At 63.2% G+C, this 21,241-nt stretch carries 15 protein-coding genes; 11 read left to right on the forward strand and 4 right to left on the reverse strand.

All coding sequences use genetic code 11. The features are described 5' to 3' along the window. Window positions 1–4: 4 nt before the first annotated feature. Window positions 5–946, reverse strand: a complete 942-nt coding sequence (locus tag RA29_RS07095) for an alpha-E domain-containing protein (protein WP_039684415.1) — start codon at window positions 944–946, stop codon at window positions 5–7. A gap of 4 nt (window positions 947–950) precedes the next feature. Next, the gene (locus tag RA29_RS07100; protein WP_039684417.1) at window positions 951–2,378 is read right to left on the reverse strand and encodes a circularly permuted type 2 ATP-grasp protein; all 1,428 of its coding nucleotides are present in this window, start codon (window positions 2,376–2,378) and stop codon (window positions 951–953) included. Window positions 2,379–2,624: 246 nt separating this feature from the next. Here RA29_RS07100 and RA29_RS07105 point away from each other — a divergent pair, with 246 nt between their 5' ends. The 4 genes from RA29_RS07105 (at window position 2,625) to RA29_RS07120 (ending at window position 7,062) form a co-directional block, all read left to right on the forward strand. After that, on the forward strand, window positions 2,625–3,455 hold the full coding sequence (locus RA29_RS07105; protein ID WP_039684557.1) for a 3-keto-5-aminohexanoate cleavage protein: 831 nt from the start codon (window positions 2,625–2,627) through the stop codon (window positions 3,453–3,455). Between the two features lie 85 nt (window positions 3,456–3,540). Further along, window positions 3,541–4,776, forward strand: a complete 1,236-nt coding sequence (locus RA29_RS07110) for an acyl-CoA dehydrogenase family protein (RefSeq protein ID WP_039684419.1) — start codon at window positions 3,541–3,543, stop codon at window positions 4,774–4,776. 154 nt (window positions 4,777–4,930) lie between these two features. Beyond that, window positions 4,931–6,565 (forward strand): hypothetical protein, encoded by a 1,635-nt coding sequence (locus RA29_RS07115; RefSeq protein WP_039684421.1) that lies wholly within the window; start codon window positions 4,931–4,933, stop codon window positions 6,563–6,565. A 2-nt stretch (window positions 6,566–6,567) separates the two neighbouring features. Further along, window positions 6,568–7,062 (forward strand): hypothetical protein, encoded by a 495-nt coding sequence (locus tag RA29_RS07120; protein ID WP_152612957.1) that lies wholly within the window; start codon window positions 6,568–6,570, stop codon window positions 7,060–7,062. Here RA29_RS07120 and truA read toward each other — a convergent pair. Further along, complete coding sequence (truA, locus tag RA29_RS07125; protein ID WP_052249521.1) at window positions 7,024–7,830, reverse strand: tRNA pseudouridine(38-40) synthase TruA; 807 nt, start codon at window positions 7,828–7,830, stop codon at window positions 7,024–7,026. The genes RA29_RS07120 and truA overlap by 39 nt on opposite strands. Before the next feature lie 175 nt (window positions 7,831–8,005). Here truA and RA29_RS07130 point away from each other — a divergent pair, with 175 nt between their 5' ends. From RA29_RS07130 to RA29_RS07160, 7 genes are all read left to right on the forward strand, one after another. Beyond that, window positions 8,006–9,418, forward strand: a complete 1,413-nt coding sequence (locus RA29_RS07130) for a YcjX family protein (RefSeq protein ID WP_039684561.1) — start codon at window positions 8,006–8,008, stop codon at window positions 9,416–9,418. Further along, window positions 9,415–9,858, forward strand: coding sequence for a GNAT family N-acetyltransferase (locus RA29_RS07135; protein ID WP_039684424.1), 444 nt, complete (start codon window positions 9,415–9,417; stop codon window positions 9,856–9,858). The genes RA29_RS07130 and RA29_RS07135 overlap by 4 nt, the downstream gene beginning before the upstream one ends. Next, window positions 9,858–10,862 carry a TIGR01620 family protein gene (locus tag RA29_RS07140; RefSeq protein ID WP_039684426.1) on the forward strand — a complete coding sequence of 335 codons (1,005 nt, stop codon included), beginning with the start codon at window positions 9,858–9,860 and terminating at the stop codon, window positions 10,860–10,862. The genes RA29_RS07135 and RA29_RS07140 overlap by 1 nt, the downstream gene beginning before the upstream one ends. A gap of 12 nt (window positions 10,863–10,874) precedes the next feature. Beyond that, a complete protein-coding gene (locus RA29_RS07145) occupies window positions 10,875–12,494 on the forward strand; it encodes an FAD-dependent oxidoreductase (RefSeq protein WP_039684428.1) in 1,620 nt (539 codons plus the stop codon). A 110-nt stretch (window positions 12,495–12,604) separates the two neighbouring features. Next, window positions 12,605–15,367: a DUF2339 domain-containing protein gene (locus RA29_RS07150; protein WP_039684430.1), complete on the forward strand. Its 2,763-nt coding sequence runs from the start codon at window positions 12,605–12,607 to the stop codon at window positions 15,365–15,367. A 279-nt stretch (window positions 15,368–15,646) separates the two neighbouring features. Then, window positions 15,647–18,631 carry an isoleucine--tRNA ligase gene (gene ileS / locus RA29_RS07155; RefSeq protein WP_039684432.1) on the forward strand — a complete coding sequence of 995 codons (2,985 nt, stop codon included), beginning with the start codon at window positions 15,647–15,649 and terminating at the stop codon, window positions 18,629–18,631. Window positions 18,632–18,663: 32 nt separating this feature from the next. Next, window positions 18,664–18,918, forward strand: coding sequence for a DUF3253 domain-containing protein (locus tag RA29_RS07160; RefSeq protein ID WP_039684434.1), 255 nt, complete (start codon window positions 18,664–18,666; stop codon window positions 18,916–18,918). 78 nt (window positions 18,919–18,996) lie between these two features. Here RA29_RS07160 and RA29_RS07165 read toward each other — a convergent pair whose 3' ends face one another. After that, the gene (locus tag RA29_RS07165; protein WP_039684436.1) at window positions 18,997–21,189 is read right to left on the reverse strand and encodes a primosomal protein N'; all 2,193 of its coding nucleotides are present in this window, start codon (window positions 21,187–21,189) and stop codon (window positions 18,997–18,999) included. Window positions 21,190–21,241: the final 52 nt, after the last annotated feature.

Genomic DNA, 21,241 nt, shown 5'->3' on the forward strand with positions numbered 1-21,241 from the left:
GGAATTATTCAATGAAACGGTAATCGATCTCGATCTGGCGACCCAATGCAGCGCTGTCGCGCAGAAAGTCGGAAATGAACTCGTGCAAACCATAGTCGAAGATGGCGTTCATGTCATGGGACCGGAACTTGGCGCACAGCGCGTCGGCCAGGGACTGGCAGGTGTGGCGCATGCCGTATTCCTGCTCCAGATATCCCAGGTTGTCGCCGATCTTGCCGTAGCAGAAGGCGAGACTGCGGGGCAGGCGGCCATCCAGAATGAGGAAGCGGGCGATGGCGCGGGGGTCCACATCCCCCTCGTGCAGGGTCTGGTAGGCCCGCGTGGTGGATGTGGCGCGTAGTATCGTGTCCCATTGCACATTGTCCGATGGGCTACCGACCAGTTTCACCGACGGCAGCAGGATGTAATATTTCTGGTCGATGATGCGTGCCGTATTGTCGGCCCGTTCATAGAAGGTGCCGATGCGGGCGAAATTGTAGATGTCATTGCGCACCATCGTGCCGTGCAACGCTCCCCGCACAAAGGCACTGCGCTGCCGGATGATCTGAAGCACGCGGGGCAGGTCGCGATCCTCGATCGGCTGCGCCAGCAGGCGTTTCAGCACCATGTAGCACTCGTTCACCGCCTCCCACACCTCGCGCGTGAGCGCGGTGCGCACGACCCGCGCATTCATGCGCGCGGATTCGATCCCGGCCATGATCGAGCCGGGATTGTTCGGATCGCGCAGCAGGAAGTCGATGACCTTTGGCCCGTCGGGGGCCCCGTGTGTGGCCTCATAGGCCGCGCGCGCACCGGTCGAGGACAGGATCGAGGTCCATTCGCTTTCGGCCGCACTGGACCGTGTCAGCGAAATGCGCAGGCCCGCGTCGATCATGCGCGCGGTGTTTTCGGCCCGTTCGAGATAGCGGAACATCCAGAAGAGCCCGCCGGCAGTCTTGCCCAGCATTGCGTTACTCCTCCAGCACCCAGGTGTCTTTCGTGCCGCCGCCCTGCGAGGAGTTCACCACAAGCGACCCTTCGGTCAGGGCCACCCGCGTCAGCCCGCCCGGTGTGATATCGATCCGGTCCGGTGACACCAGCACGAACGGGCGCAGGTCCACGTGCCGAGGCGCGAGCCCGGCGTCCGTCAGGATCGGGACCGTTGAGAGTGCCAATGTCGGTTGGGCAATGTAGTTGCCTGGGCTTGCCTCCAGCTTGGCGCGGAAGGCTTCGATCTCTTTCTTTGAGGCGGCAGGGCCAACGAGCATCCCGTAGCCGCCGGAGCCGTGCACTTCCTTGACCACCAGCTCAGCCAGGTTGTCGAGCACGTATTTTAGTGCGTCAGGGTCCGAGCAGCGGTGTGTTGGTACATTCTTTAGGATTGCTTTTTCGCCGGTATAGAACTCAACGATGTCCGGCATGTAGCTGTAGATCGCTTTGTCATCGGCAATGCCCGTGCCTGGCGCGTTGGCAATGGTGATCCCGCCTGCCCGGTAGACATCCATGATCCCCGGCACGCCAAGCACCGAGTCGGGGTTGAAGTTCAGCGGATCCAGATATTCGTCGTCCACCCTGCGGTAGAGCACGTCGATGGGTTTGTACCCTCGTGTCGTGCGCATCGCGACGCGCCCGTCCACCACACGCAGATCGTGGCCCTCGACCAGTTCCGCGCTCATCTGGTCGGCGAGGAAGGCGTGTTCATAATAGGCGGAGTTGTGAATGCCAGGCGTCAGCACGGCAATCGTTGGACGACCATCGCAAGCATCGGGCGCGCAGGCGGCCAGAGATTTGCGCAAAGCGCGGGGGTATTGGCTGACCGACTGCACTTTGATCTTGCTGAACAGCTCCGGGAACATGTGCAGCATCGTTTCGCGGTTTTCGAGCATGTAGCTGACGCCCGACGGGGTGCGTGCATTGTCTTCCAGCACAAAGAACTCGTTGTCGCCGGTGCGCACCAAGTCGGTGCCGACGATATGCGTGTAGATGTCACCGGGCGGCGAGACGCCGATCATTTCGGGTAGAAAGGCGTCGTTGCGCGCGATCATCTCGGCGGGCAGGCGGCCTGCGCGCACAATCTCTTGGCGGTGGTAGATGTCGTGCAAAAAGGCGTTGAGGGCGCGGACCCTCTGTTCGATCCCCTTAGCCACCTTGGCCCATTCGCGTGCGGCAATGATGCGAGGCACGAGGTCGAAGGGGATCAGCCGTTCGGTAGCGTCTGGATCACCGTAGACGTTGAAGGTGACCCCAATCAGTCGGAACAACGCTTCGGCCTCTTCCGACTTGGACAACAGCCGCGCTGTGTCCTCATCTTTGAACCAATTGCAGTAGTCGACATAGGGGGCACGCGCTGCGGTGCCATGGCCGAACATTTCGTCGAAGTACTTTTGGTCTGCTGCCATGGGTCTTAGCGTGCATATTCTGTCCCGTATCGCAACCGGGCTGTCCGGAACGGGCTGAAAACGCAAGATTTTGGTGCCTGACCAGGCCCGAAGCCCCTAATTTCTGCACATTTTGCAAGCGCTTGGTGTCTTCTATGATTGGAGGAAAAAACCCAAACATCGCATCACTTGGGTGGCGTTCGCGACTGGACGTGGTGAGCGCTTTGCTGAACTGTGCCCCAGCACAACACGCAAGAGGAAATCGCAATGTCCGCGCCCTGCATCATCTGCGTCGCCATCACCGGGTCCGTCCCGCAGAAATCCGACAACCCGGCCGTCCCCATCACCGTGCCCGAGCAGATCGAAAGCACACATGCAGCGTTCGAGGCAGGCGCCAGCATCTGCCACGCCCATGTACGCAACGATGATGGATCGACGACCTCGGACGCAGACAAGTTCGCGCTGCTCAAGGAGGGTGTGGAAAAGCATTGCCCCGGCATGATCGTGCAGATGTCGACCGGCGGACGGTCGGGGGCGGGCAAGGCGCGCGGCGGCATGCTGTCCTTGCGCCCCGACATGGCTTCGCTGTCTGTCGGATCGAACAATTTTCCAACGCGCGTTTATGAAAACCCACCGGATCTTGTTGATTGGTTGGCGTCTGAGATGATCACGCACGACGTAAAGCCCGAGATAGAGGCTTTTGACCTGAGCCATATCTTCAGGGCCGCAGACATGCACGCCAAAGGCCAGATCAAGGACACGCCCTACGTTCAGTTTGTCATGGGGGTCAAAAATGCGATGCCGGTGGATCGGCGGGTGTTTGAGTTTTACGTCGAAACGGTGGGTACGCTCTTTCCCGATGCGCCCTGGTGTGCGGCGGGTATCGGTGCAAACCAGATCGTTCTGAATGAATGGGCTGTGGCCGCCGGCGGGCATGCCAGGACAGGGCTTGAGGACAACGTGCGCCTCGATAAGCAGACGCTGGCCCCGTCAAACGCGGCGCTGGTTGAACGGGTGGTCGATATTTGCGCCCAGCATGACCGCCCCGTCGCTACACCAGCTCAGGCACGCGCGATCCTAGGCCTGCGCGCCGCCTGACCAAATGCCCTAGCGTCACTTGCGCATCCAGTAGACACCGCCCGGTTGATCCGCCACGCTGCCCGTAAGCAGGAGGAGATCACCCATGGACATGTCATTCACGCTACGCCCCGAAAACCGCGATTTGCTGGACCGGGTGGCCACCATGATCCGGGACGAGATCATGCCACTGGAGGAAGAATACGCCGCCGAAGTCGCCAAGGGGGATCGCTGGCAATACACTGATCGGCAGACCGAAATCCTCGAAGGGCTCAAGGCCAAGGCGAAGGCGGCGGGCCTGTGGAATTTCTGGCTGACCGATAGCGACAAGGGCTTTGGCCTGACCACGGTCGAATACGCCCATTTCGCCGAAGAAATGGGAAAAACTCCTCTTGGTGCGGAAGTGTTCAACTGCTCTGCCCCCGATACTGGCAACATGGAGGTGTTCGAGCGTTACGGCACCGACAAGATGAAGGCCGACTGGCTTGCGCCTTTGCTCGAAGGCAAAATTCGGTCCGCCTATCTGATGACGGAACCGGATGTCGCGTCCTCCGATGCCACCAACATCTCGATGTGCTGCGTCGGCGATGGTGACGAGTATGTCCTGAACGGCGAGAAATACTGGGCCAGCGGCGCAGGGGACCCGCGCTGCAAGGTTTACATTGTCATGGTTAAGACGGGTGGGGACGACCTGCCCAAACACAAGCGCCAGTCGATGATCGTTGTCCCCGCGGGGACGGAAGGTATTGAAATCCTGCGCCCGATGCTGGTCTACGGCCATGATGACGCGCCCCACGGGCACATGCATATCCGTTTCAAAGATGTCCGCGTGCCTGCCGAAAACATCCTGCTGGGTGAGGGGCGCGGCTTCGAGATTGCCCAGGGTCGCCTTGGGCCGGGCCGCATTCACCATTGCATGCGCGCCATCGGGCAGGCCGAAGCGGCTCTGGAGTTGATGTGTAAGCGCTCGTTGTCCAAGGAAGCGTTTGGCAAGCCACTCGCCCAGCTTGGTGCGAACTATGACATCATCGCCGAGTGCCGGATGGAGATCGAGATGGCCCGGCTTCTCTGCCTCAAGGCTGCGTGGATGATGGACCAGGGTGAAGCGCGGGCTGCCGCCCCGTGGATCAGCCAGATTAAGGTGGTGGCCCCCCGCGTGTCGCTCAAGGTGATTGACGAGGCGGTGCAGATGCATGGCGGGCAAGGCATCAGCCAGGATACACCCCTGGCCATCGCCTGGACCCATCAGCGTACGCTGCGTCTGGCCGACGGTCCGGACGCTGTGCACCGGCGGCAGGTCGCGCGGGCCGAGTTGAAGAAATACACGCAGCAAAAGATGTAACACCGGAAACCGACGCGGTTTCCGTCAGGTTTCCGGCGCGGAAACCGGGCAGCGTGCCAGTCTTTCGCTCAACCGGAAAACGCGTCGTTTTCCACCTGTTTTCCGCGTCGGAAAACACTTGCGTGACGCGCGCCAAGCGTCAAAGCTCGGATGTATGAAGGATCACGCGCCCTCACCCGTGCCGTTGCGCCCACCCGAAACGGTGATGCGCCTGTCGCGCATGGGACAGATGATGCCGACGCGGTTGTCCTTTCTGCGCGTTCTTGTCCGGCGTCTATGTACCGAGCGCGCATCCGTTTTGCGAAGCGTCTGGGACATGTCGCCCGATGGGTACGGGCAGGCGGTCTACTCCATCAGTCTGGGCGACCACACGTATTCTTTGGTGGCGATCTCTAGTCACCTGCCGGATGACCAGCGCAGCGACCGTGTGATCGCGACGGCCTGGGACGCGGCCTTTGTCCTTTTTGACGGTGTGCCCGGTCCCAACGACCTTGACCGGATTGCTACGCAGGCCCCCAAGCAAGAGGCGGGACGCTTCGGCCCGCGCGATCTGGTCCTGAGCCGCGCCAACAAGTCCATGCGCATGTGGGACGCGACCGTGGCCGCCTTGCAATCCGGGCAGCAGCCCGATCCCCGCATGATCCGCGACATCGGCTATCTGATGCGCACCACGGCTGTTTACGGTAACGGAAAATTCGGGATCGCCGACAGGAATCTGATTGCGGATCGACCGGGCCTCGACGGCCCGTTTGCGGCTGAGATGCTGACGGTCTATCTGATCCGTCATTTCACACTGGATCTTGTCCAGCATGTCGGGGGTGCTGCGCTAGATCCCCGATTGGCCCGCCATATTGGCATCGGAAATGCCACAGGCCTCGGGATGGCCCCATTTCTCGTCAACCACCCCGTTCTGCTTCATAATTGGATGCAGGCACGCGAGACGGCTCTGGCCCGTGTGATTGGGCGAGCCGCTATCACAGATGAACAGATAAATCGCCTGCAGGACTTGGCGCGCCGCGCCCGCGCGCATTTGGCGGACTGGCATGTCCCGGCAGAGGAGCACAACGCGGTCCTGCGCCACCTTGAGGCGGACTGGGATCGTTTTTTAGACCACTTCGATGCGCCTGCGTCCTTCGCCTCACTCTGGCACGCAGCGCAGAGCGAAACGGCCAGTCTACAAGAACTACTGGCCGCCTTGCTGCTTGAGGTATGCCCGGAAGATGTCGATGATCTTGCCGCTGATATGGGCGATCCCTTTGGTGCGCTCGTGGCACCCTTCCGAGATACGGACGCAGTGAAAGCTGCGATTTCGAGCGACTGGGCCTGGGCGCTCGGGCTTGACTACAGTGCAGCCGAGCATTGCGGCCGCTTCTGGTATGTGAGTGCGGCCAAGCTTGAACCGCGCCTCGGGGACCGCTTCACCGAGCCGGGGGCGGAGCTCGAAAGCCCGCTTGATACCGCGCGCCGCGTTGCAAAGCTGTATGCGGACTTGCCGGAGCAATCGGAGCCGGTTTCTGCGTTCACCGCGACGCACCCTGAACACGTACATGCCATCGCCCGTGTGGCCTTGCTCGCCTGCTATCCCTATGCCGAAATTCGCGACAATCTGATCGCTGCGACCTGTCGCCCCATTGATATGTTGCGCTGCAAGCTCAGCTTCTTTGGTGCGACAAAGTTTGATCCAAAGTCCGACCTGTGGACACGCATCACGCTGGCACAGGGCGCACCTTTGGCAAATGAACTGCGTCCCGAGATGGATGATTGGTGGCTGCCGGTGATGGAGCGATGAGCATGTCATGGACCGAAGTGCAGAACCTGGGTGTGAAAGCGGCCAGCGGGGCCGGTGTGCCGGCCGCACAGGCACTGGCCTTTGGCGCGATGGTCGCGCGTCACGTGGCCGATGACGGCCCGCAGGGGGCCGTCGCGGCCGCGCTATCGGAACCGGACCGGATCGTGGGGCTGGCCCACAAGGTTGAAACCATTGTCGAAGCGGCCTCGATCTCGTCCAAGCCGGTCCTCACCAAGGAAGAAGATGCAGGCACGCGCGCCATGCTGGTCAGTTGGATCACCGGGCTGCCCTGTAAGTCCGAGCTTGAGGTCGCAGGAGCCAAGCTGCGCATCAACCTGTCGCTGACAGAGCCCAGCACACGCGGGCGGCCAGAGCGCTTGCATCTTGAACCATCTCTCGCCGCTTTGATGACCGAACTGGCGGCCAACACCTACGTTCCCGACAGTGAGGCGTCGCGTTCAGGCGGTGCCGGTGCTGGCTTGATGGAGCTGGACTGACGCCCCAAAAGGGTCATCAGGATAGCCAACACCTGCCAGATATAGTCCCTCTGGCGGACAAACCGGCCCACAGGCCGCGCGCTCGCAGGCTTCCAGCGCATGCTTTACGTCGTCCGGCGCCCACGCTCCTGCGCCAACACGCTCCAACGTGCCCACAAAACTGCGCACCTGGTTGTGTAGGAAGGATCGGGCGCGGACATCGAAATGCACCTCCGGACCGTGCGGGCCGTCAACGCGGGTCACATCCAGCCGGTCGAGCGTTTTCAGTGGGCTATCGGCCTGGCAGATCGACGACCGAAAGGTGGTAAAATCGTGCCGCCCGATCAGGTGATTGGCCCCCGCCTGCATGGCCGCGACATCCAGCGCGTTGTTGACCCGCCAGACAAGCCCGTTGAGATGCGTGGCGGGCGCCCGGCGCATCAGGATGCGGAACAGATACCGCCGTTCCGCCGCCGAAAACCGTGCATGCCAGTCATCGGGGACATGGGCGCAGTCCACGATGGCCACGGGGTTTGGCTTCAGATGATGGTTCAGCGCTTCGGACAGCCGAAACGGGTCCCAATCCTTTGCCATGTCGCAATGTGCCACCTGTGCCAGCCCGTGCACCCCTGCATCGGTGCGCCCTGCGGCCGCGATAGTGTGCGCGCGGGGCTCCAGCTTGGCAAGGGCGGCCTCGATGGCGCCCTGAACGGAAGGCTGATCCGCCTGCCGCTGCCACCCGGCAAAGGGACCACCGTGATATTCGACTTTCAGGGCATAGCGCGGCATGGCGACCGACCTAGCCCCAAACGCCGTGCCCTGCAACGGCGCGCCGGCGGTCCTTCCTTCCCTGTTTCAAAAAATCCCCGCCGGAGGCTCCCGCAGGTGCCACCCACGCAACGCCTGTCTGGCAGGACAGCGCACAACACCCTACATATGGGCGCAAGGAACGAAGGGATGCTACGTGGTTCTGACGACGATCGCCGATGGGGTGCGGGATGTGGCCCAGGGCATTTACGACACCGGGGCGGACCTTTTTGGTGACACGACCATCCGGCTGGGGGTCACTGGGCTGGCTCGGTCGGGCAAGACGGTGTTCATCACGTCCTTGGTCGCCAACCTGCTGGATCAGGGGCGCATGCCACACCTTCTGGCGGCAAGCGAGGGGCGCATTATCGCCTCTTACCTGCAGCCCCAGCCCGACGACACGGTACCGCGCTTTGACTACGAAACATATATGGGCGCGCTGACCGGTCACCCGCCGCAATGGCCCGACAGCACGCGCGCCGTCAGCGAGTTGCGTGTGTCGCTCAAGGTCAAGCCGAACGGGCTGCTGGCAGGGCTTCAGGGGCCGCGCACGGTGCATCTGGATATCATCGACTATCCGGGCGAGTGGCTTTTGGATCTGGGTCTTCTGGATCAAAGCTATGACGAATGGTCTTCCGCCACCCTTGCGCGTCTTGAAACACGCGTCAGCGCGCAACACTTTCGCGCAGCCCTTGCAGAGGTTGATGGCGCCGCGCGCTTGGATGAGCCGCAGGCCAAGACATTGGCCGCGACCTTCACCGCCTACCTGCACGCCGCACGGGCTGCCAGATACTACGACTGCACGCCGGGCCGCTTCCTGTTGCCGGGCGACCTTGCGGGCTCACCTGTTCTGACCTTTGCGCCTCTCCCGCCCGGAGATGCGCCACGTCGGTCACTGCGACGCGAGATGGCGCGGCGATATGAAGCCTACAAGGCGCAGGTCGTCCGTCCTTTCTTTCGTGATCACTTCGCCCGCATCGACCGGCAACTGGTGCTGGTCGATGCCCTTGGTGCGATCCACAACGGACCCGCCGCGGTCGAGGATATGCGCGCTGCGATGTCCGAAATCCTGTCGGCCTTCCGCCCTGGCCGCAATGCGTTCCTGAGCCAGATCTTCCGCGGCAAGCGCGTGGAAAAGATCCTGTTCGCCGCGACCAAGGCAGATCACGTGCATCACTCCCAACACGCGCAGCTGACCGGCATCATGGAGGCCCTCACGCGCGAGGCCCGCGACCGTGCCCGCTTTGCCGGGGCGGACACACAGGCGCTGTCTATCGCCGCGCTGCGCGCCACAACCGAAGAAACGGTGCAGCATGGCGGCGCGCCGCTCGACGTGGTGCGCGGCACGCTGCTAGAGACGGGCAAGCAGGCGGCCTTCTACCCCGGCGCACTGCCTGATGATCCGTCGCACATCCTGTCACCTGCAGCGAACGGCGCGCAGGACTGGCTGAGCGGTGACTACGAGGTCATGCGCTTTGCCCCGGCGGCCATGACCCTGCGCCCCGGCGACGGCCCGCCCCACATCCGGCTCGACCGCGCCGCGCAGTTCCTGTTCGGGGACAAGCTGTGACCCATCTGCGCCCCGCCCAACCCACCGATGCAGGCGCCGTGGGTGCGATCCTGTCGGGTTTCATCGACTGCACCGCTTGGATGCCCCGCATCCACACGCGGGCGGAAGATCTGTCCTTTGCCGGGCACATGATCGAACGCGGCTGGGTGACTGTGGCCGAGCAAAGCGGGCAAATCTGCGCCTTTTCCGCGCGAAATGGTGCGGATGTGCACGCGCTTTATGTCGATGCAGGGGCGCAAGGGCAGGGGATTGGCGCAGACCTTCTGGCCGAAATGCAGGCCGCCAGTGACCACCTGACCCTCTGGACATTTGAGACAAACACGGGCGCACAGCGCTTCTACCTGCGCCATGGCTTTGTCGAGGTTGAGCGTACGGACGGTGTCCGCAACGACGAAGGCCTGCCCGACATACGATATGACTGGTACAAGGAGGGTGCGTGATGGCCAAGGGCCCCGTCCTGATCGAGATTGAGGATGAACCGGCACCAAAAGTGGCCGATGCACCGCCCGTGCCCGACACTGTGCCGCTGGTTGCACCACGAGGGGAGGCCATGCAAATGGCAGCCCGCGTCGCTGCGCGCAAACCCTCAAGGCTTGGCAGGCTGTTCTGGGGGCTTGGAGGCGCGCTGCTGACAGCGGTACTCAGTGCAGCCGCCTGGGACTTCGTGACAGGCTGGATCGCACGCGCGCCCCTGGTCGGATGGGCGTTCTCCGGGCTGATGGCAGCCTTTGTGCTGACGCTGCTGATTGTTGCCTTGCGCGAACTTGCGGCCCTGCGGCGTCTGACCCGGCTTGACGGTCTGCGCCACGATGCGGCGCAAGCGCTGGAACAGAACGATCTGCCCGCCGCGCGGGCGGTGGTGGACCGGCTCGACGCGCTCTACCGTGCGCGTCCGGAAGCGGAATGGGGCCGCGCGCGCCTTGCGGAGCTGCGCGGTGACCAGATGGATGCCGAGGGTCTGCTGGCCCTGGCCGAAGACACGCTTGTAGGTCCGCTGGACCGAGCCGCAGAGCGCGAGGTGGAAGCCGCCGCCCGACAGGTCGCAACCGTGACCGCACTGGTCCCCTTGGCGCTGGCCGATGTCGTCGTCGCCCTCACCGCCAACCTGCGCATGATCCGCCGCATTGCCGAGGTCTATGGCGGGCGCGGGGGTGTCGTGGGCAGTTGGCGTCTGACCCGCGCGGTGATGGCACATCTGGTTGCAACCGGTGCTGTGGCTGTGGGCGACGACATGCTGGAGCCGGTGCTGGGCGGCTCCATCCTCGGCAAGCTATCACGTCGCTTCGGCGAGGGGCTGGTCAATGGCGCGCTCACCGCCCGTGTCGGTGTGGCCGCCATCGAAGTCTGCCGCCCGCTCGCCTTTCAAGCCGGTGAACGCCCCAAGGCACGTCGTCTGGTGAAACAGGCGCTGAGCGGCCTATTTCAGACGCAACGCAGCACCTGACAGGAGTAAGCCATGGAGACCTTTGCCCCGGACCTTGCGACAATGGTGCGGACCCCGCTGACGGATGAACATGTCGCCGCCATGCGCCGTGTTGGCACGCTGGTCGATGTGAAAGCAGGCGAATACTTCCAGCGCGCCGGGGAGCGGATCGACACCTTCCACTATCTCTTGTCGGGCGAGACTGAGGCGGTGAACTCCCAGACCGGTAAGCGCTATGGCAATGCAACGCTCGGGCCCGGCCAGTTCTTTGGCGAGTTGGCTTTTCTGAACGGGGGCCATGCCTTCATGGGCGCGCGGGCTGTGCAGGACACGCAGCTTTTGTGCGTCGCGCGCGAGGATATGTTCAAGCTGATGGCCGACATGCCCGAAATGTCCGACATCATCATAACGGTGTTTGCCGCGCGCCGCCGCCGCATGCTGGATTTGTCCGAGGGTGGCCTGACCCTCATAGGGGGCGAGGTCGACCGCGATGTCCGTCGGATCGCCAGCTTCGCCTCCCGCAATCGCATCCCTTTCGTCGAGGTCGAGATCGACAGCGCCGAGGGCAATGACCTTGCCAGCCAGTGCAGCATCAACCGCACCCATCCGGCGGTGGTCTTTGCCAAGCACCAGGTGATCGACCCGCCCACGCCGCGCGGAGTGGCGCGGACGCTCGGCCTCGACATGACGCTGCGCAAGGAAGACGTCTATGACGTGGCCATCGTCGGCGGCGGACCTGCCGGTGTGGCAGCGGGCGTCTATGCCGGGGCCGAAGGGCTGTGCGCTGTCGTGCTCGAAGACCTCGCCATTGGCGGGCAGGCGGGCACGTCAAGCCGGATCGAGAACTACATGGGTTTTCCCACCGGCATCTCCGGCGGTGACCTCGTCGGGCGGGGCGAAGTACAGGCGATGAAGTTCGGCACGCGCTTTGCCGTCCCGGTCCGCGCCACGGAACTGATGCAATGCGAAAAACACCTCTTTCACATCAAACTCGACAACGACGACTGGGTGTCGGCCAAGGCGCTGATCGTCGCCACCGGCGTGCAATACCGCCGCTTGCCGCTCGACCGGCTGGAAGAGCTTGAGGGCAGCGGGGTTTACTATGCCGCCACGGATGTCGAGGCACGCTATTGCAAGGACACCGAAGTGGCCGTGATCGGCGGTGGCAACTCGGCCGGGCAGGCGGCCATGTTTCTGGCGCGCAGTGCCAAGCATGTGCACGTGCTGGTGCGCGGCGAAAGCCTGGCCGCGTCCATGTCCGACTACCTGTTACAGCGGCTCGAAAGCCATCCCCGGATCACCATTCACATCTGCACCGAAGTCAAGGAACTGCATGGTGAGGATCGGCTCGACGCGATCACCGTTCGCGATCGGCGTGGCGCACAAGACTGGCGGCTGAACACCAAGGCGCTCTTTGTCATGGTGGGGGCTGCGCCCAACACCAAATGGTTGTCCGGCCTGGTGGAGCTGGACGACAGGGGGTTTGTGAAAACCGGGCCCGACGTCGGTGCCGCCAGCGGATATGAAACTTCGCGCCCCGGCGTCTTTGCCGTAGGTGACGTGCGCGCAGGCTCTGTGAAGCGCGTGGCAAGTGCCGTCGGCGAAGGGTCCGTGGTCATGTCGGCCGTCTGGGCGCATATCGCGGACCGCTAGACCCTACGCATTGGGTATTGACCAGCGATCTGCAAAGGTCCGGAAAACCGTGCCTTTTTCCGGGCGTTCGGGTGATCTAACCTGACCTCCACCGGTGTTGGAGGGTGCAGATGGAAGGTTTGCTGATGCTGGCGGGGCTTGTGATCCTCGCCATTCCCGTCGCGGTCATCTATCTGCTGATCGCCGTATCGGGCCTGCGCAGTCGCATTGCCGAGCTGGAAGGGCAGCTGCGCCAAGCGCGCGATGTCCCGCCTGCCGCGCGCGCGAATGACGCTAAGGTCGAAAAGGATGCGGTCCCCGATACCCCGTGGGAACAGGCCAAGACGACAGAGGCCCCGCCGCTCCCCCCGCTTGCCGAAACGGCGGCGACGCGTGTTATCGCGCAGCGCAAAGCGGAAGCGGAAGCGGAGAATGCGGCAGACGGCGCGACCCCCGACACGCCCGCACCCCGGACCGAGCCACCGGAGCCGACACCCCTGATGCGGTTCGGCACATGGATTGTGGCAAACTGGTTCTATGCCGTTTCCGCCCTCTCTCTGGCGCTCGCGGGCTTGTTTCTGGTCCAGTATGGCATCGAAAACGACCTGTTCCCGCCCACGGCCCGCGTTCTAGCGGCCCTCGGCTTCGGCGGCGCCCTGATCTCAGGTGGGGAGGTGATCCGCCGCCGGTACGGCGACGGTGTGGATACCGCGACGGCCTACATCCCGTCGGTCTTTTCCGGGGCAGGTCTCGTGTCCCTGTTCGGCGGCATCGCAGCGGCGCGGCTGCTCTATGAGTTGATCGGGGTCGAGGTCGCGTTTGCAGGGATGGCAGCGGTCGGTCTATTGGGTGTTGGGCTTGGGTGGCTTTATGGCCCCTTGCTTGCGGCGGTCGGCGTTGTGGGCGCGTTTGTGGCGCCTATGTTCGTCGGCAGCACCGTGCCGCCGACACCTTGGCTCTTTGTCTACTTCGGTATCATCACGGCCGTGGGGCTGGGCATCGACACGATCCGGCGCTGGGCCTGGGTGTCCATTCTGAGCGTCGCGCTGGGGCTGGTCATGGGGTGGCTGACGGTCCTGGGCGGGGAGGTGGATCTGTCTCTGGGCTTTCAAGCCTATGTGGCGGTGCTGGCTGTCCTGTCGATCCTTATCCCCGCGCGGTCGTTCCAGCCCGATCACGGCGGCGTGCTGGTCCATGTCTTCCTGCGGGGTGGCAACGGAGAAAAGCCCGCTTTTCCAACCTGGCTCGCACTGGGCGCGGTTGCTGCGGCCTCGGCCTCCATCGCATGGCCCGCCGCATCGGCTTCGATCCAGTGGAGCGCTGCCGCAGGAACCGAGCCGTTCTGGATGGCGCTGGTCAGCCTCGTGATCCTGTCTGTCGCCCTCATCTACTGGTCGGTCACAGCCCCAGCGTTGCAGGACATCGCCCTGCTGCCGGTGGCCGCGGTGCTTGCCATTGTCGCCCGAGAAGGGGGCGAGATGGGGCCAGTGTGGACAGCCTTTGCCGACACATACGCCACAAACCCCGAAGCAGATTTTCCATGGGCGGTGAGCATGCTGTGGGCGGTTGGACTGTTGCTGACCGGGGCGATGGCGATGCGCGCCTTGCGTCCGGGCGAAGGCCTGATGTCGGGGCTGTCGGCCGCGCTGACAGCACCGGTGATGGCAATCGCGCTGGAGGTCACATGGCGTCCCGCTCTAACAATCGGGGCATATCCATGGGCACTGCACGCCATCGTGCTCGCCGCTTTCATGGTCAGCCTCGCGTTGCGTTTTGCGCGCTCGGATGCCCCGGACCGTCTGCGCGCGTCGCTTTTTGTGCTATCGGCGCTGGCGTCCATCACGTTTGCGCTCGTGCTGATTCTGTCGCTGGCTGCCCTGACGGTTGCCCTTGCGATGACGGTTCTGGTGGCGGCCTGGCTCGACCGGCAATTCAAGCTGCCGCTCATGCAGGTTTTCATTGCTGTCGGCGTGGCCGCGGTCGGTGTGCGTTTGGTCGGCGATCCGGGTCTCGAATGGGCCCTCGACGCACCATTGTGGGAGATGTTGCTGGCCTATGCGGGATCACTGGCCACCTTTGTCGCTGCCCTTGTTCTGCTGCGTGGGCTTGAGCGCAAGACCGCACGGATCATGCTGGACACGGCGGGGTGGTCGACGGCGGGTACGACGGTGTCGCTGCTGCTGATCCGCTTCCTCGATCACGTCCTGCCGGGAAGCAATACCGACACGCATTGGGCGATGGGTCTGTTTGCCGTGATCTGGCTGAGCCTGATGCTTGTCCAGCTTTTGCGGATCGAGAACCTGGGCGGCATCCTGGCCTGGGTCCGCGCCGGACTGGCGCTGGCCTTTGGGTTGATTGGTTGCGGCGCACTGGGTTTGGGCTTGACGGTCTTTTCTCCGCTTCTGAGCAGTTGGGGTGGTGACGTTGCCGGTCTGCCCGTGTTGAACACGTTGATCCCGGCATATCTCTTTCCCGCCCTGCTTCTCGGCTTCGGTGCATGGCGTCTGCGGCACCGGATACTGCGCTGGGGTTTCGGAGCCGCGGCTGTTGGTCTGGCGGTCGTCTGGGTCTTCGCGACCATCCGCCATCTATGGCAGGGGCCTGCGTCGATGGAGCTGTCGAGGAGCTATCTGCAGCCGGAGCTCTATAGCTACACTGTCGCCATCCTGCTGACCGGCGCTGTCCTGTTCTACCAGTCGCTGGCACGGAATGCGTCGGGTTTGCGCCGGGCGGGGCTGGCCGTGATCGGGCTTGCTGTGGCCAAGGTGTTCCTGATCGACATCTCTGGTTTGGATGGGCTCGTCCGCGTCCTGTCGCTGGTTGTGCTGGGCCTGTCGCTGGCGGCACTTGCCTGGCTCAACCGCTGGGCGCAGACGCGGCATATGCAGAATTGAGCGCGCAAAGCGCGCATGTGATGTTTTGCGCCCACCTCTGGTGGGCGCGATGTGCGAGGCGCTGCCTCGCGCTCCGGGATTTTTTTGAAACAGGGAAGGGGGACTTGTGAGCGTTGTGTCCTCTGCCTATAAGGCGTTTCATGATGCACACCGGCCTCATTCAGCGAATTACATCCCCGGCGCTCTGACCTGACCGACGAGCCGCCGGGATCATAGGTGCTTGAGCCATCGCACCGAACCGCTATACCCCAACTGACCGATTTTCCGAGGACACGAGCCATGTGTGCCGACACGCCTGATTACAAAGACACCCTGAATCTGCCGAAGACCGACTTTCCCATGCGCGCGGGCCTGCCCAAGCGGGAGCCCGGATGGCTTGAGCGTTGGGCGCGCATCGGGGTGTATGACCGTTTGCGGGAAAAGGAGGGCAGGGAGCCTTTTACTCTCCACGATGGTCCTCCCTACGCCAACGGCCATCTGCATATCGGCCACGCGCTGAACAAGACGATCAAGGACATGATCGTCCGCTCGCACCAGATGATGGGCCGCGATGCGCGCTATATCCCTGGCTGGGATTGCCATGGCCTGCCCATCGAGTGGAAGATCGAGGAGCAGTACCGCAAGAAGGGCCGCGACAAGGACCAGGTGCCGATCAACGAGTTTCGCGCCGAGTGCCGGGACTTTGCCGCCGGATGGGTCGACATCCAGCGCGAGGAATTCAAGCGTCTGGGTATCACCGGCAACTGGGATCAGCCCTACCTGACCATGGATTTCCATGCGGAACGGGTGATTGCCGAAGAATTCATGAAGTTTCTCATGAACGGCACACTCTATCAGGGCTCGAAACCTGTGATGTGGTCGCCGGTGGAACAGACCGCGCTGGCCGAGGCGGAAGTTGAGTACCACGACAAGGACAGCTTCACCATCTGGGTGAAGTTCCGCGTGGCTGAATACCAGGCCCCTGACCTTGCGCTGGCCGGTGAAGAGATGGGGGGCGGCGAAGCCACTGCCATTTTTGAGGCTGGACAGAAGGCCACGACCGATTTCGAAGGCGCCTATGTGGTGATCTGGACCACCACGCCCTGGACCATGCCGTCCAACAAGGCGGTCGTGTTTGGGCCTGACATTTCCTATGGTCTCTACGAAGTGACTGGACGACCGGAAGAATGCTGGGCGCGCATCGGCGACCGCTACATCCTGGCTGACAACCTGGCGGCCGACGTGCTGGGTCGCGCGCGGCTCGATGACACGATGTACCGCCGTCTGCGGGACGTCACGCCTGCGCAGCTTGCGAACATGACGCTGACCCACCCGCTGAAAGGCGCCGAAGACGCGAACGGCGAATGGGACGACACCCGCGACTTCCGTGCTGCGGACTTCGTCACCGACACCGAAGGCACCGGGTTTGTCCATTGCGCGCCCTCCCACGGGATGGAAGAATATGACCTCTACCGTGAGCTGGGCATGCTCGAACAGGTCATCACCTACAACGTGAACCCCGACGGGCGCTTCCGCGATGACCTGCCGTTCTTTGGCGGCAAGGCCATCCTGAAACCCAACGGGAAAGAGGGGAACGCCAACGCCGCCGTTATCGACAAGCTGGCCGAGGTGGGCGGGCTGCTTGCCCGTGGCAAGATCAAGCACAGCTATCCGCATTCTTGGCGGTCTAAGGCGCCCGTGATCTATCGCAACACGCCGCAATGGTTTGCTGCCATCGACAAAGCTGTGGGCGATGGGCAGGACACGCACGGCACCACCATCCGTGAACGTGCGTTAACTGAGATTGACAACGTGAACTGGGTGCCGCGTTCTGGCCGCAACCGTCTGCATTCGATGATGGAGGCGCGCCCCGACTGGGTGCTGTCGCGCCAACGCGCCTGGGGCGTGCCGCTGACCTGCTTTACGAAGAACGGGGCGCTGCCCACGGACGAAGACTTCCTGCTCAGGAACGAAGAGGTCAACGCACGCATCGTAGAGGCGTTCGAGGCCGAGGGCGCCGATGCCTGGTATGCCGATGGCGCCAAGGAACGTTTCCTTGGCAACCTCGTGAACCCAGATGAATACGAACAGGTCACCGACATTCTCGACGTGTGGTTCGACTCCGGCTCCACCCATGCCTTCGTCCTGCGCGACCGCGCGGATGGCACCGATGACGGCGTGGCCGACGTCTACATGGAAGGCACGGACCAGCACCGCGGCTGGTTCCACTCCTCGCTCTTGCAATCGGTCGGCACCACGGGCCGCGCGCCCTACCGAAACGTGGTCACCCACGGCATGACGCTCGATGAAAAGGGCCTCAAGATGTCCAAATCCATCGGGAACACGATCGTGCCCGAGGAGGTCGTCAAGCAATACGGCGCCGACATACTGCGGCTCTGGGTGGCACAAACGGATTACACCGCAGACCAGCGGATCGGGCCTGAAATCCTGAAAGGGGTTGCAGACAGCTATCGCCGCCTGCGTAACACGATGCGGTTTATGCTGGGGTCACTATCGGACTTTACAGACGCCGACCGCACCGACCCGGTAGACATGCCGGAGCTTGAACGCTGGGTGCTGCACCGCCTGTCCGAACTGGATGAGGTCGTGCGCGAGGGCTACCAGAAGTTCGACTTTCAGCGCGTGTTCTCGGTCGTCTTCACCTTCGCCACTGTGGACCTGTCGGCCTTCTACTTCGACATCCGCAAGGACGCGCTCTATTGCGATGGCGACACGCTGGAACGGCGCTCGGCGCGCACCGTGCTCGACCTGCTCTACCACCGGCTGACCACCTGGCTGGCACCGATCCTCGTCTTCACGATGGAGGAGGTGTGGCTGGAGCGTTACCCGGGCGACGACAGTTCGGTCCACCTGATGGACATTCCGGAGACGCCCACGGCGTGGCGCAACGATGCACTGGCCGCGAAATGGGCGGGCATCCGCAGCGCCCGGCGCGCTGTAACTGCGGCGCTCGAAATTCAGCGGACGGACAAGGTCATCGGCGCGTCGCTCGAAGCGGCTCCGGTCGTACATGTCGAAGACGCCGACCTCGCCGCCGCTCTTCAGGATCTGCCATTCGCCGACATTTGCATCACCTCGCAGATCAAAGTGACCACCGATCCGGCTCCGGCGGAAGCGTTCCGTATGCCGGAAGCGGAAGGCGTCGGCGTTGTCTTTGAAAAAGCAGAAGGCACCAAATGCGCCCGCTGTTGGAAGGTGCTGCCAGATGTGGGGCTGCATGCCCATCCCGACGTCTGCGGGCGCTGCAACACGGCGCTGGGCTAGGCGGAGGACACCTCCGCCTTACATGGCGCAAGATGGCGAATGATGCGCAGATCGGGGCAGCAATCCTCAATGCAGTCTACGAACGCGGGGCGGGCAAGACTATTTGCCCCTCCGAAGTAGCCCGCGCGCTTACCGACGATTGGCGTCCGCTGATGCCTGACGTGCGTCGTGTTGCACAAACGCTGGCCGACGACGGCAACATTGCGATCACGCAAAAGGGCAACCCGGTCAATGCTTTGACAGCCCGCGGCCCAATTCGCCTCGGTCTGCCCGTTTCTTCTGACTGAAAATACGACGGGGGGAGGCGCATCGCGCCGGGGGCTGTGCCCCCTAAACTATGTCGTCGGCGTCAGCCGGCCGCTGGATCAGTAAAAACTCTGCGGATCAATATCCACGGCCAGACGCAGATCACCCTTCAGGCGCAGCTGACCGACCCACTGCGCAATGGCACCCTGTAGTGCGACACCCTTGCCCGCCTTCACCAAGAGCCGCACGCGATGCCGCCCGCGAATGCGTGCAATCGGGGCAGGGGCCGGGCCAAAGACCTGCGCACCCACCCGCTGCAACGCGCCCGCATTCCGCGCTAACGCGTTGGCTGCATCAAACACCTGCGCCACATCCGGGCCGCTCAGGATGATGCCTGCCATCCGGCCATAGGGCGGTACACCTGCGGCCTCGCGCTGTGCGGCCTCGGCCCGCCAGAAGCCTTCCTCGTCCCCTGCCAGAATGGCACGAATGACCGGATGCTCCGGCTGATAGGTTTGCAACATCGCCGTGCCCGGCTTCTCCGCTCGGCCCGCACGCCCCGCCACCTGGCGCATCAACTGAAATGTCCGCTCGGCGGCGCGCAAATCCGACCCCTGCAACCCGAGGTCGGCGTCGATGACGCCAACGAGGGTCAGGTTGGGAAAATTGTGCCCCTTCGCCACAAGCTGCGTGCCGATGATCACGTCGGCCCCACCTTCGGCAATCTGCTCAATCTCGGCTTTCAAAGCCCGGGCCGAGCCATACATGTCCGAACTCAGCACCGCCACGCGGGCATCGGGGAACAACTCCACTGCCTCCTCGCCCAACCGTTCCACACCGGGGCCCACAGGCGCCATCCGGTCCTCTGCCTCGCAGGACGGACAGACCGTCGGCATCGGCTTCGTCTCACCGCACTGATGGCACATCAACCGCTTCAGGAACCGGTGCTCAACCATCCGCGCATCGCACTGGTCACACCCAACCTGATGCCCGCAGGCCCGACACAGGGTGATCGGAGCATAGCCGCGACGGTTCAAAAACAGCATCGCCTGCTCGCCCGCCTCCAGCCGCGCCTCCACCGCGCGCTTCAACTCCTCCGACACCCAGCGGTTCGATTGTAACTTCTCCGCCCGCATGTCGATGGTGCGCATGGTCGGCATCACGGCAGGACCAAACCGCGCCTCCAGATCGAGGCGCGTGTACTTCCCGCTTTCCGCATTGGCCCACGATTCCAACGACGGGGTGGCCGAGGCCAGAACCACCTGCGCCCCCAGCATCGACGCCCGCAACACCGCCATGTCCCGCGCGTTATACAGAACCCCGTCCTCCTGCTTGTAGGAGGTGTCGTGTTCCTCATCGACCACGATCAGGCCGAGGTTCTGATAGGGCAGAAACAGTGCTGACCGCGCCCCTATTACAAGCTGCGCCTGACCCTGACCAACCATCTTCCAGATGCGCCGCCGCTCGGTCATGGTGGCCCCGGAATGCCATTCGGCAGGACGCGCGCCAAATCGTTCCTCTACCCGCTTCAGAAACTCTGCGGTCAGCGCAATTTCCGGCAATAAAACAAGTGCTTGTCGCCCGGCTTTCAGGCAAGCGGCGACGGCCTCCAGATACACCTCGGTCTTGCCCGACCCGGTCACACCGCGCAGCAGGGTCGTGCCATACGCGCCCGACTGCACCGCCTGCGCAATGTGCCCCGCCGCACGCGCCTGATCCTCGGTCAACGCTTTGCCCGGGCGCGACGGGTCCATCGGCGGAAAGGGCAGATCGCGCGGGCTGTCTTCCTCGGCCACAGCTCCCTGTTTCACCAACCCCTTGATGACTGATGATGTCACGCCAGACAGTTCAGCCAGCTCCTTAAGCGTGAACGACAAGTCACCGTACTCACTCAGAAAGTCCAGCACGCGTCGGCGTGCGTCTGTCATCCGGTCCGGCTCATCCGGTCCACGCCGGTACACCTTTCGCATCGACGGTGGATCACCTAATCCCGGTGCACGGGTGGCGAGCCGCAGCATCGCAGGCATCGGCGTCAACGTATAGGCGGCCGCCTTTTCCAAGAACGCGCGCATCTCGTCCCGCATGGGGGCCGCATCCAGCACCCGCAGCACCGACCGCACCTTGGCGTAATCGTAGTCACCCTTGCCCGGTCTCCAAACGACACCTAGCACCTTGCGCGGGCCAAGTGGCACCTCGACAAATGCGCCCAGATGGCACCCACCCTCGGGTGCCTTGTAGTCCAGCGCCCGGTCGAGCGGCTGCGTCGTGAGCACGGCGACCAACATGCCTTCGTCATAAAATGACGGCATCATGTTAGCGCCAACATATGAGGGGTTCAGTCTTCACCTGCCATGAGGTAAAGGC

Source organism: Tateyamaria sp. ANG-S1 (genome assembly GCF_000814025.1).
Taxonomy (GTDB): Bacteria; Pseudomonadota; Alphaproteobacteria; order Rhodobacterales; family Rhodobacteraceae; genus Tateyamaria.